7 protein-coding genes are annotated in these 14,472 nt (G+C 31.7%); 2 read left to right on the plus strand and 5 right to left on the minus strand.

Going from position 1 to position 14,472, the window contains the following annotated elements; all coding sequences use genetic code 11:
- Window positions 1–484: 484 nt before the first annotated feature.
- The 5 genes from ACJMLB_RS08325 to ACJMLB_RS08345 form a co-directional block, all read right to left on the minus strand.
- On the minus strand, window positions 485–799 hold the full coding sequence (locus ACJMLB_RS08325) for a DUF2149 domain-containing protein (protein ID WP_405325276.1): 315 nt from the start codon (window positions 797–799) through the stop codon (window positions 485–487).
- Between the two features lie 44 nt (window positions 800–843).
- Window positions 844–1,485, minus strand: coding sequence for a MotA/TolQ/ExbB proton channel family protein (locus ACJMLB_RS08330; protein ID WP_405325279.1), 642 nt, complete (start codon window positions 1,483–1,485; stop codon window positions 844–846).
- Between the two features lie 136 nt (window positions 1,486–1,621).
- Window positions 1,622–2,125, minus strand: a complete 504-nt coding sequence (locus ACJMLB_RS08335) for a hypothetical protein (protein ID WP_405325282.1) — start codon at window positions 2,123–2,125, stop codon at window positions 1,622–1,624.
- A 384-nt stretch (window positions 2,126–2,509) separates the two neighbouring features.
- Window positions 2,510–4,738, minus strand: a complete 2,229-nt coding sequence (locus ACJMLB_RS08340; protein ID WP_405325285.1) for a hypothetical protein — start codon at window positions 4,736–4,738, stop codon at window positions 2,510–2,512.
- A 266-nt stretch (window positions 4,739–5,004) separates the two neighbouring features.
- A complete protein-coding gene (locus ACJMLB_RS08345; protein ID WP_405325288.1) occupies window positions 5,005–6,954 on the minus strand; it encodes a right-handed parallel beta-helix repeat-containing protein in 1,950 nt (649 codons plus the stop codon).
- Window positions 6,955–7,719: 765 nt separating this feature from the next.
- Here ACJMLB_RS08345 and ACJMLB_RS08350 point away from each other — a divergent pair.
- Complete coding sequence (locus ACJMLB_RS08350) at window positions 7,720–9,756, plus strand: right-handed parallel beta-helix repeat-containing protein (protein WP_405325291.1); 2,037 nt, start codon at window positions 7,720–7,722, stop codon at window positions 9,754–9,756.
- A gap of 288 nt (window positions 9,757–10,044) precedes the next feature.
- Window positions 10,045–14,430 carry an Ig-like domain-containing protein gene (locus ACJMLB_RS08355; RefSeq protein WP_405325293.1) on the plus strand — a complete coding sequence of 1,462 codons (4,386 nt, stop codon included), beginning with the start codon at window positions 10,045–10,047 and terminating at the stop codon, window positions 14,428–14,430.
- Window positions 14,431–14,472 lie beyond the last annotated feature (42 nt).

Below are 14,472 nucleotides of genomic sequence, written 5' to 3' on the forward strand. Positions count from 1 at the left end.
AACTCCAAATAATCGTTTTAAAACAATGAAAAAGAGTTATAACAGTTTTTTAGATAACAGAGTTAACTTTCATATCATTGAAATTTAAGAATTTTTTTAACATACGAAAAAAATTGAAAAATTAACCATTAACACAACGATGAAAAAAGTCGAAAAAAATTTAATAAAATTTAATAGTTAACCGAATAAAATTCTACATACAGTAAAAAGAAAGGAAAATAACCCAACATGAACACTATTTATAAAACGATGCAAAAAATATTAAAAAAAAATAATTTCATCGAAGAAAATCTTATGATACAAATCATGATAAATCATGATAAATTATTAAAAAAATTGAGAAAAATATTATTAAAAATAAGAAAAAATGATGAAGAAAAATATAATGAGAAAAAAGAATAAGAATTGGAAATAAAAAATAAAATTAAAAAATAGAAAATGATCATAAAAATAACCATTAAGATATAATTTATAAAATCAATCGTCACTCCTGAACCATTACCAGCTTACCGGTATCAGGATCCCTATAGACCTTTCCGACTTCGGCATAACCTGATTGCTCAAGAGAAGATCCTGCACTTGCATTGCTTGTGAAGTCTTCCCCAGTGCTCACTTGAGAAGTGGCTTGCTTTGCCTGTGATTCATGTGTCTTAGCCATCATATCAGGATTGACTTGAAGAGCCATAATGGCAAATATCAAAAATCCTAACGCCAATACAAGCATTGCATCTGAAAGGTTTGAAATACCAGTCATAGGATCTTCATCATCATCACTAAAGCGTTTTCTTTTTCTTAACATATTATCACCAGTTTCACTGCCAATTTTCACTGCCCATAATCCTTTTAGAATCCATTTAATTTCTCTAGAATTGCCTCTGCAACAGTTTCAGTAGTGGTCAAGTCGCTTTCGTACCATTGCTTCCTATATTTGGAAATGACATATCCTATAGCCCCAATGGTCAAACCTGTAACTGTAGTGTCAAAAGCAATTGTCAAGGATTGTGCCAAGGTAGTGATGTCACCAGTACCCAAAGCAGAAAGTCCTGGCCCTAATGGTATTAAAGTACCAAGCAAACCGAAAATAGGGCCTAATCTTACTAAAATATCTGTTTTTGAAGTGAGCTTAAGCAAATTGCTCTCTTCCTCTTCAATCAATTTGCTTGCAAATGCCTTTCTTGCATCTGGACCTAAATTATAATTATTAGTTATTTTTACAAGAACGTCCTTTTGTTCCTTATACAATGCACTTGAATCAATAACCTCCTTCAATTCATCAGGATTAGTTGATTTTGATACATCCTGCAACAATGATTCCAAAGCGTCGGATTTCAATGGCTTCTTGGTAAACCATTCATTTAAAAATCCTCCTAAGCTTAAGATTGCATAAACAAGGAAAATAACTAAAATAATTACAACAGGTGCAAGCAAACTTTCTGAGATTATATGTATAAATGAAGTTAAAATTCCTGTACCTTGAAGTATCATTCTTCCCACCAATTATTAGTAAATAATAAATTAATTAATTAAATAATTAAAAAATTAAATAATTTTGAATATGTTTTTTGAAAAATTTCTTTAAAATTTTAAATTTGAAATCTTGATTGGAAACAATAAGATGCTATTATTTCCGTTTTAGCCTTTTTAAAATCCAATCACTATATAAAACACCTAAAACAAGGATAATGAGAATAACGATTATTGCATACATCACTTGGTAAGTAGGGGTTAGGATTAGAAAAGACTTGAAGATCGAGTAATCTAATTCTCTAACAGAACTAAAAGTCAAAGCCAAAATCAACAGGAATAAAAATTCCAAAAACATATATTCGCCGATTACAGCATAATATGGTCTTTTAGCCTTGTTGAATATTTTAGAAATTTTATAAACCAAAAGCATGACTATAATGGATAAAATAGCTAATTCCAATGAATTTAAAACTAGATTATCTGATTTTAAGCATAATGACAATGCAACAATTGATATTAATGAAGATAAAACAGTTCCATAGAACACAATCTTATCATTTTCAATGCCCTGATTCCTGCCAAAGCTAACAAAGCGTATTGCAAGTATTAGAACCAATAAGCTAACTAATCCTAAAACATATGGCATGAATGGAACCACATACCCCCCTAAGTTTAAGGAGGAAGATATGAATGATAAAACAAATACTATCGCACCATAAATCAAGGCAAATAGAATAAATTTATTTTTATTAAAATCGTACTTTTTAACTAAAAAGGCAATATTGGTAACGAATAATAAAATAAAAACAATTAGATATTCAAAAATCAAATCCATCATAGCATATCACATTTTAGTTTAATTAATAATATATTTTTAAATGTGATTATATAAACATATCGATATGGGAATTTAAGAGAAAAAATGAAAAAAAGAAAGGATTTGATAATGAATTTGCACTTATTAAAATAAAAAAATGAAAAAGAAAATGAAAAAGAAAATGAAAAGGAAATGGAAAGGAAATGGAAAAGAAATTGGGAAAATTTATTTCACAACTACTTTTCCCTTTACGCTAATTGCTTTAAAGGTATTGTCTCCTGCAAATTTGGCAGTGAATTTATAGCTTTTCCTTTTATTCAATTTAACTTTCACAGTAGCGATTCCTTTTGAATTGGTTTTTGCTGTGTAAGTTTTTCCATTGATCCTAAAGCTTATTTTTTTGCCTTTAATTGCCTTTCCCTTTGGACTTAGGAATTTGGCAGTTAAAGTCTTTTTCTTTGCTTTGAGCTTGAATTTCTTATTTGAGACTTTCAATTTGGCTTTAACCGGATTAACCTTAATCTTGCATGATTTAAATGATGCCTCATAATCATTATCCCCTAAGAAACAGGCTACAATAGCATAATTTCCCTTTTTAGCCAAATTGATTTGCAATTTAACATAACCGTTTTTATCAGTTGTCCTATAGTACTCCTTGCCATTGAAGTTAATGATAATCCTCTTATTTGATAAAGCTTTGGAATTGGAATCTGTTAATCTGAATGTGAAGTACTTACCGATCTTTCCATCCCTGCTGTAAACTGTTGTAGTTGTCATATCCTTAGAAACCAACGCAGTCTTATTTCTTGTAATTGTTACATTAGGAACTGCAGACCCATTGCCTTGAGAATCAGATTCCTTAATGATCATATTTATCCAGAAAGTAGGGGAGATATACTGCCCATTGGACTTGATTAGTTTCAATTGGATAAACTCATCAGGATTGCTTATATTGAATCCCCAATTGTTATTGTCTATACTTCCATCCCCAAATACAATAGCTTCAAATAAGGTGCCGGATGCAGAGTATAAAGTGAAATTATTGATTTCCAAATTGCATTCTTCCAAAGTTGAATCCTTTATCGCGTCAAGGAATTTTTCCAAGGTTTCATTTTCTATAATCAACTTAGGTCTTTCCAGTATGGAAGCAGACACTTGAAGATTGGAACCTAAATAATAAATGGAAGCATTTCCATAATTCTTTAAGAAACTGGAATTGAAGACAGACATGTTTTCAACGAATTTGCTTGCAAAAATAGCTCCCCCATAAGCATCATTTTGCATAAGGACCCCTCTTAATCCTAAAGCGACATTTTCTTCAAACTCGCAGTTGCTTATTTCCATATTGAAAACATTTTGACCTAAATAAATTGCTCCTCCGTCTCCAACGGCATAATTATTGATAAATTTGGAGTTGTTTATTGAGAAATTATTAACCGCCTTCAAGTAGATTGCTCCACCGTATGTATGTGCTATGCAATTAATGAAACTGCAATTATCAATCATTCCATTGTTTCCAACCCAATGAATAGCTCCCCCTAATCCATCAGCCAAAAATGTTTGCTCTTCACCATGCAATGTCCATGCAAATTTTGATATTGCTGAATTGTTGATGAAAATTGAATTTGAGAGGGAATTATTGGATCCTTTCAACCAAATAGCCCCTCCTGAAGATGCAGTTTCATAATTGTAACCTGTATTGTTTATGAAAGTGCAATTGTCTATTACCGCATTGTTGGCTATTAAGTAAATTGCTGGACCGTCAGTATGGTGACAGCTGGACTTATTAGCTATATTGTTTAAGAATTCTGTGTTTAGGATTTTAGCATTATCTCCAAAGCAACTTAATGCAGAGCCTAATTCCCCATTTATTGAGTTTTCAAAGATACAATTATCAATGGTTACATCTCCAGCATTGATTGAAACTGACATGCCATAGGAATTAGCAAATCTGATGTTTTTAATCAATACATTTGGAGACCTTATATCCAATATTTGAGTTAAGAACTTAGCGTCAAGTGTGGCACCAGAACCATCTCCAACAATATTTAGAGTCTTGTTGATGATTATTTTAGAATCACCTGAATAAAGTCCCTTGAGAATAACTGTATCATTTTCATTGGCTTGATCAATTAGATTTTGAATGTCTGTAAAATCAGTCCCACTATCTGAAGTGAGCATATCTTCAGAATGATGATTTGAACTTATTTCATCATTTAAGCCCTCATTCTGCAAATCTGAATCAGACACAGACCCAGAATGTGCAATTTCAGAAGTATAAACCGCACACAAATCTGAATCAGAAATTTCAGAATTTTCAACTATTGTATTGTCATCATAATTTATATCGATTAAATCATTAGAATTATTTGAAGCAGAAACTAATCCCAAACTTAAAATTAGAATGAAAATTAATGATATTGATAATAATAATCTATTAAAATTTATTTTCATGATTTCTCTACCCTATTTGTTAGTATAATTAGTATTAAATATATTTAAATCGATATATAAATTTTAGTTAATCGAAGAGGATTATAAAATTAAAAATTTTAAAAATACCCAAAAAATAGAAAGATCTGAAAAATATTAAAAAAAGCTAGAATAAATAAAATATTTTAAAAAAAGTAAAAAATTTAAAAAAACTAAAAATTAAAAAAAAGTAAAAAAGATTAAAAAATAAAAAAATAAAGGTGTTCAAAGCTTTTTACAAGCTTGAACTATTCTTTCATCATTTCCATAATATCTTCACGGTAGTATAATCCTATGACAAGTATTATTAAAAGAACTAATCCACCAACACCAATAACTCTGAATGTTTCATCATCAATGGATAATGTTTTGGCAGACGCACTTTCAGGGACATCGGAACTTGGTGATGGGCCTGCTGAGGATGATGCAGAAACACCTGCACTGCCTGAGCTTCCAGATAAGGCCCCATTGGAATTGATTGAATAATCCCCTGAAGATAGTCCAGAATCACCGGAACCTGATTGGTTTTGGGAATTAGCATGACTTGGATTATTTTGAGAATCTGCATTTGAATTGCTTTTTGAATTGGAACTCAAAGCTTTCAACAATTCATTATAGAAACTTTCATAATAATCCATTTCTTCAGAATCCACTTGGTCAAATTGACCCCACTGGTTGAATTGCCTATTATCTTCCCCTACATTAAGAGAGGAACTTGAGCTTCCCTTGCCTCCAGCACCGGAACCAATATCCAAATACGCAACAGAATTGATGAAATTAACTGTGTAGGAACGACCATTAACAGTTAGAACAGCTGAAAAATTAGGCAATCCAGAAACAGCATTGCCGTACCTGTCAACAACTGAGAAATAATATTTGCTTCCGCTTTGGCGAGAGCGAATGTTGAATCCATATTTCATTCCAACCCTATAACACCTATTCTTTGCAAAGTTCTTTCCAATGCTTACAGCTTTATCTCCTTTATTTTGCAAATCCAATACGCCATTATATGAGAAGAAATTGTTTTCCAAAGTGAAATTGCCCTTGGTTCCCATGAAATCATAATCAAACAAGACTCCCACTCGACTGTTGCCGGTTACAAGATTCTTGTTAAAGGTAAAGTCATTGATCCAACCTTGTATGATAACACCATCACCATTGTCGCTGATTGTGTTGTTTATAATTGTCACATTATTGACTGAGTAAGGGAAATCAATAGCAGTATACCATTTTCTTATTGTATTTCCTTTCACCAATACGTTGCAAGCATCCTTTCCGAAGTATATTGCAGTGCCTTCTACACGCCTATCATTGGAAATTATGTTGTTGTTTAGTATGCTGATTCCCTTTTTGCTGATAATGTCCTTTAAATTGATTCCAATATTATTTCCATGAATTGGTGTAATATTATTCTTGGAAATAGCTATTCCACCAGATTTGGAAATATCCATTGCAATTTTAAAGCTTGAAAAGACATTGCCGCTTATAGAAGAATCATAAACACCATCAAAAACTATCCCATTCCGTTTTGTAGATATTTTATTTCCAGAGATTCTAATTCCTGAAACATCACTTGCATCTACAAAGGAACCAACCAAATTAGTGGTAAAGCCACTGATGTTTGTTCCAGACCCTCCAGGCAATATAGTAAATACTGGAATGTTGAAGATGTTTTTTATTACTGTACCGGATTTACTTATAATGTTTAAAGGTTTTGAAATCTTCAAATAGATATTTTCATAGGAGGAACCTGTAAACTTGATAGTGCTTCCAGCTGTTGCATTATTGATAAGATCTTGAATATATTCATTGATGGAACTGTCATAGTAACTTGCATCTTTGATTATAATGGTTTGTGGACTTTTCAATAAAGAAGCAGAACTGTCAGATTGGGTTAATAAAACATCATTATTGATTTTGCTAGAATCGTCAGTTGAACTTAAGATATCCTTGGATTTCTTATTACTTGAATTTCCAGACACATCTGAAATCTCTACAATGGAATCATCCAAATCATCTATATTGGATTCATCCTTAATGGAATTATCCAAAATAGCACTATCAATCACATCATCTTGAGAACTGATAGAATCTGATGAAACATCTACAGACAAATCAGATAAATAAGACAAATCATTATCTTCAACTGCAACTGCAGATCCAAGACTTGTGAAGAATATTAAGATTAATAAAATCATTAATATTCTTTTCCTAATACATTTCACCTCCCACAAAAACTTAGCAATATTAACTGAATAATATTAATCTATTTTTAAATTTAACTGTCAGATACTGAATCAATATTCATATCATTAAAATATCAAGAAAAATTTTAAAATTGAAATGTAAATAATAACTTTTTTATTACTTGCAAATTTCGAAATATAAATTGATTATGAACAGTTATTTATTATTTAAAATATAAATAAGTTTCTAAAAATCAAGCAAATGCTAAATTTAAAAAGTATAAATTCATCGAATATTAATAAAATTCATAAATAGCTAAAAAATTGAAAAAATGATTATGTAAAAATTAAAAATTTAGTAAAAATCTAATAAGAAATTATAAAGTCAATATCAATAAGAAATCATATTTAATTCATTAAAATTCTTTAAAAAGTGTTAAAAACAAATATATTAAGAATAAATTAGAAAATATGTAATAAAATAACTTTTTTTAATAAAATAATTAATATTTATCAGAATTAAAGACCAAATATAAATAAATAATAAATAAAAAAATAACGATAAACTATATATTACATATCGACAATAAATATACATACTAATATGAAAATATTTTATTTGCAAAAACTATGTAAAGTTTAAAACTAAGCAAAAAAATTTTTGCAAATACAAATATCTATGTTATTTCTTAAAAAATTGAAAATGAAAAAACATGATATTAGTGCAATATTACTAAATTATTTTCTTTTTAAAAAGGAAAAATAAGGAGAAAAAATATGAATAGAAAGATAATCTTATCTCTTCTTGCAGTATTCATAGTGGCAATTTCTCTTTCCGCAGTATCCGCAGCAGATGATGTAGCTGTAGATGATGTTATAACTGATGCAGGAATAGACGAAGTTGCAGCTACCGATGATGTTGTATTAACAGACGGTGAAGAAAAAACCGGTGATGATATACAAACTTTAATCGATGATGCTGAAGACGGAGGAGAAGTAGACTTAGGTGTAGACCAAGTTTATAATGTAGCAGACGGAAAAATTTTCAACATAACTAAAAAAGTTACCGTAAAAGGTACCAATGTGGTCATTAAAGCAAGCGGTGCTTCCCAAGGTGGATCTGGTGCACTTTTCATTGCAAATATAGCTGGAACCGGATTTGACGGAATCACTTTCGTAAACACTGACGGTAAAAAAACATACGGTCAACAAGTTTCAGGTTATGCTATCCAATTAGCTATTGAAAACGGTACTGTAAACAACTGTAAATTCCTCGATTGGGGTAGCGGTGTTTACGGTAGAGGAGCAGCATTCTGTACCATTTCAAATTCATACTTCAACGGTTCTTCTGAAAAAGTAACCAATGGAGGAACAAAAGAATACGGTACCAAAGCAATTAACCTTATGGGTTCCCACGATATCACAGTAAAAGATTGTACCTTTGAAGGACAAGTTCTTGACGGTATTTCCATTGCAAGTAACTCCGGTAACAACATAATGACTGGAAACACTTTCATCGAAAACTGTTACGCTATCTACTTCGGTGGAGCTTCCACCCAAGGATGTGTAATTGCAAACAACACATTCACTAGATGTGGATGGTGTAAAGATGCAAGTGGAAACACAATCTTTAAAGATTTACCAGTAATTAGTACCCAAAAAGCAGCAAACGGATATGTCATTGCAGACAACACTATTGAAGCTACTGAAGGATCCATCTTCATGAAAGCTGAATCAGGTAACACTGCACACGGATACCCAAGTGCTATCGGTGACATTAACATCACTGGAAACACTTTAACCGTAGCTGAAGGTGCTAACCCAGCAACCATTACCTTCATGTATATTTTAAGTAACCAAGGACAATTAAGCCCATATGCACCTATTAACATTAGTGGAAACACTATTGCAGACGGCGTAACTCCTGTAACTGTATGGTATGCTGATTGGGGTAGTGAAACTAACCCTGTTTTCCCTGCAGCTGATCCAGTAGCTACTTCCATAATCATTAAAGACATTTCAACTGCAACCAAAAAAGTAACCATTGAATTGGTAGATGTAAACGGTGTAGCACAAGCTGGAAAAGAAATTAGCTACTCCATCAACGGTGGAGCAACTCAAACCGGTGAAACTGACGCAGATGGTCTTTTAACCATTGATGTAGCTGAAGATGGTGTAATTGCTCTTGCATTTGCTGGAGATGAAGAACTCAAAGCAGCAGAAACCAGCATTAACTTTGCAAGTACTGCAGTTAAAACTACTCCAACCATTACTGCAAGTGCAATGACTGCAACTGCAAAAATTGCTAAATACTACACAATTACCTTAAAAGATTCCACTGGTAAAGCATTAGCTGGTGAAAGCGTAACCTTCTACTTTAATGGAAAAACCACTACCGTTAAAACTGATGAAAACGGTAAAGCAAAACTTAGCATCAATGTTGCAACCAAAGGAAACTACCAAATTGCTGTATCTTACTTAGGTAATGATAAAAACAATGCAGTTGTAGCAGCTAAAAACATTAAAGTCAATGTACAAGCTACCAAAGCTACTTTTGCTAAAGCTACTTTAAAAGTGAAAAAAGCTAAAAGCGTAAAATTCACTCTTAAAGATTCCAAAGGTAAAGCTATTAGCGGCAAAAAAATCACCATTAAAGTAAATGGTAAAACATTCAGCGCTAAAACCAACGCTAAAGGTGTAGCTACCATTAAAGTTAAAGTTGCTAAAAAAGGTAAATTCACTGCTGTTGCTAAATTTGCAGGTGACAACACCTACAAAGCAATTAGTAAAAAAGCTGTATTTACTGTAAAATAAATTAACTGATTTTGAAAAGTAATATTATTACTTTTCTCTTTTTATTTTTTAATACATCCAAAAATTAATGACTCTTTTTAATAGATCTTATCTGATAATTAAAGCAGAAACAATTTCGAAAATTATAACAATTGTTAATTAAATTAAGAAAAAATTTATAAAAATGAAATGCACATACATTCATATAGATAGTTATATAATTAAAAATATTATCAAATAAATTAAAAAAAGCAAGATATTTATAAATCATAATATTAGTTTTTTAATCAAATAAAGTAGGGAAAGAGAATGAAAAGAAAGAATATAATATTAATTTCTTTATTTTTAATAATTGCATTGATTAACATAAGTATAGTCTCTGCAGAGGATTTTGAAGAGGTTAATATAAGCGATAGTTTAGATGAAAATTTAGAGATTATCGATAATAAAGATATTGATAATCAAAATTACATAAGCCAAGAAAATGCAATAGATGATGAAAGCATTTCAGATAATGGTGGTGGAGAGGAAATCTTAAAAAGCTCAAATACAGCAACAGATAATCTACAATCCACATCCTATGTAGACGGGAAAGCATATAACCAAATGTCAAATCCGACTATCCAAACTGCAATAAACAATGCAAAGGATGGTGATACAATAATCATCACAGGAACTGCATATGTTCACTGCCATTTTATAGTCAATAAGAAATTAACAATAATCAGCGAAGTGGGAACTACAATGAGCCCTTGCCCATCAAATACTGATGGGTCTGGTGCACATGGAATATTCTACATAAGCCCTGAAGCAAGTGGAACTGTAATAAAAGGATTCGAATTATTGGGAAATGATCAATATTCCAGAGAAAACGACTATGGAATCTATATTAAAGGAGCAAGCAATGTTCAAATAGTCAATTGTTCAATAAGCACTGAAATTGCAGACGGAATAAGACTGGCAAACGCTACAAATACACAGATTACAGATTCCATTATAAAGGACTCAAATATTGGAATAAACATTGTAGACAGCACTAAAACAATCATAAGGAACAATAATATCACAAACAATACCAAAACAGGTATCAATATCTCTGGCAGCACAAAAAACACAACAATTGATACAAACAACATTACCTATAACCAAGGTAGAGGAATAAGCATAACTACAGCAGATTACATTTACATATTGAATAACTTCATAGCATTTAACCAAAAAGATGGAAGCGGTGCTGGAGTCTATGTAAACTGCAATATAACAAAAATAGAGATATTAGGAAATTTATTTAGACAAAACGGCCAATATGGTGTTTTAAATGACTACCGTACAAGAAACATGGGCTGGCAGAATGGGGCTGAAAAGCTAGAAGTGGTCAACAACAACTATTTCATGGGCCATACTGAAAGAACTGTATACCATATTGAATTCAAATCATCCCCTGAAGGATCATTTAACTATGATAGCGGAACCGACACATACATATTTGTTGGTGAAGGAAATGGAAACTTTGATATTGACAAAACCGCGGTATACTTAGTATATGCATATCTTATAGATGAAACCATCTGCGGAGCTACCCTCTATAAAGCTCCTAATATCGCTTGGAATGATGAAAACCGCAACCTGCAAATAAGCGAAATCACCCAAGTCAAAAAGGGAACCTATCAAGTGTCCATAACAGATGCAAAAGGAAATGTTGCAACAGATTTAAGTTCAATTTATGTTACCTTCTACTTGAATAAAAACAATACCGAATCCCTACCTCAAGAAGGAGACATTTTTAAAACCGTTTTAATGAAAAATGGTGTTGCAACAGTCAGCTTTAGTGAGAAAGATTATCTTGAAAGCGGAAACGTATTGCTTGCAGTATTCCCTGGACTTGTTGGAAAGACAACTGTTGACCCTCATGCTAATTTCAATATAGCTGATGACCAGCTTCCTAAAGATAGCATAAACACTAAAATAACCGTTTCCAACATGAACACTTATCCAAACTCTGGAGCAAGCTTTACAGCTACAATAAGAGATGAATATGGAAACCCATTAGCAGGCAAAACAATCAAGATTAGCTTAAATGGAAACACATACACAAGAACTACAGATGCTAATGGAAAAGTGAGCATTCCAATTAAGCTATCCACTGAAAAAACTTACACTATAACTGTAAGCTTCAATGGAGATGATGAATACAATGTAAGCAGTGCAAAAGCAAGCATTGCAGTTAAAAGAACTGGCCAAAAAATAATCAGCTCAAACAAATCCTTTGCTCCAAATAAAGTCAGTTACTACACCTTTACCTTAAAGGACCAAAACAATAAGGCAATTGCAAATAAAAACGTCAAAGTAACAATTAACAAAAAAACATACACTGTAAAGACAAACAGCAAGGGAATAGCTAAAGTAAAAATCAAATTGGCTAAGAAGAAAACCTATAAGATCACTATAAAATCTGCAAAAACAAACAAGTATAAGGCTGTAACAAAAACAAACAAGATAACAATTAAAGTATTAAAGCAAAAAATAGTCAGCAAAAATGTAAAATATGCTCCAAAAACAGTGAATTACTATAGCATTACATTAAAGGATCAAAACAATATTGCAATAGCCAATAAGAAAATCACTGTAAAAATCGGAACAAAAACATACAATAAGAAAACCAATAAAAATGGAATAGTGAAAATCAAAATCAAGTATTCCAAGAAAAAAGCATATAAGGTAGTGATAAAGTCTCCAAAGACAAAACAGTACAAGGCTATTTCAAAAACAAATAAGATAACAATAACCAGTTTGAACCAAAAGATAATCAGTTCAAACAAGAAATACACTCCAAAGGCAGATGCATATTATAGCATTACCTTAAAGGACCAGAACAATAAGGCAATTGCAAATAAGAAAGTCAAATTCACCCTTAACTCAAAAACATACACTGTAAAGACAAACAGCAAGGGAATAGCTAAAATAAAGATTAACTTGACTGGAGATAAAGTATACACTTTAAAGATCAGTTCTCCTAAAACAAGCCAATATAAAGCTATTTCAAAAACCAATAAGATTACAGTGGAAAGGGGAACTCCTCAGCTTATCGCTTATGACAGAACATATTCCAATAATACAGATGGAGAATATTCTGTATATTTAAGTGACTATGCAGGAAAAGGATTGTCTGGTGAAAAAATAAGCTTTGAATTGGATTCTGAAAACTATACTGCTATTACAGATTCCAATGGTATGGCAAGGATTAATGTGAATATTGCAAATCCAGGAACCTATCAAATAATCAGCAAATTCTTGGGAAACACTCTTAATAAGGCAATCAGCCTTAGCAATATAATCACTATCAAAGATGCGGTCAATACAAAATATGTTGATAATGGCCTTCCTAATGCTGAAATCCAAAAGATCATTGACAATTCAAACAATGATGATACCATTGAATTCTTAGGAGAAAATTATAACAATATCAAATTGAATGTCAATAAGGAATTGAACATTAAATCTGAGGTTGGAACTATACTGAATGGAGCATCAGACAGCACAGTATTCAGCATAAACTCAAATAATGTCAATATTTCAAGCTTTATAATCAATCCTAAGGAATCTGATGGAATATTGATCAATGGCTCTAAAGACATCAATATATTGAACAATAGCATTGTCAATTCATTAAACCAATCCAAAATCAATGATTATAATAATGGAAGCACTTTGTTGCCTGGAATTGGAATAAAGATCCTAAACAGTTCAAATATTGTAGTTAAAAATAACCACATCAAATCATTTGAAAGCGGTTTATACAATGAATATTCAAACAATTTATCCATCAAAGACAATGAAATCAGCTTAAGCAATTATGGAATCACATATGGATATGGATCAACCAATACAGAAATCAGAAACAATCAAATCATCGATAACATTGGATGGTACATTATGGATGTTCCAGAAGGTCCAAGAGGATACGGAATATTCCTTAACAATTCTGCAGTAAACATTACAATTGACAGTAACAATATCAGCAATAACTATATAGGAATCTCACTTGATTCCAATTACAGTACTGGAATAGTCATTACAAGCAATCTAATTGCAGACAATTCACTTGAAGGAATTAGATTCAATGCAGGCTATGACTTAGCAGAAGATGCAATAGAGCCTATCGTTACCAGCAATGCAATTTACAGAAATGCAGAAGGACCAAGCATGATGATTCTTGGTGAAATGAGTGCAAATCCATTTGGAATCTATGGGCCTGGTGCTGAGGATGAAAACCTAAGGCTAAGAATCGGCCCTAACTGGTACGGTGTAAACAGCCTTAGGACATGGGATAACGATACTGGAATCACTGGTGTTGGAACAATGTGCCCAAGAATAAAGACAAGCGAAATCAAATTTGAAACACTCGAATCAGAAACTCCTGGAACTTACGTGATTAATTTTAAAAAGGACGGAGAACTTGATACAAATCTTGCAAGTTTTGACATTTACGCTACATTAAATAATGGTACTGATAAGGAAACAGAGGTTCATTTCTATGTAATTAATGGGACTGGAAGATTCAGTTTTGATAAGGAGAATTATTTAGACTCCGATAATAAAATTGAAATATCTGTTGGTTCCTTGATAAACATAGTGGATAGACTTTACTCTGTTGTCTACAAATATGATGTTCCAAAAAGCGAGATTCCAGTTTAAATAGCAATAATCGTTTAAAATTTAATATAAATAAAAAATATC

Source organism: Methanobrevibacter sp., assembly GCF_045114555.1.
Classification (GTDB): Archaea; Methanobacteriota; Methanobacteria; order Methanobacteriales; family Methanobacteriaceae; genus Methanobrevibacter.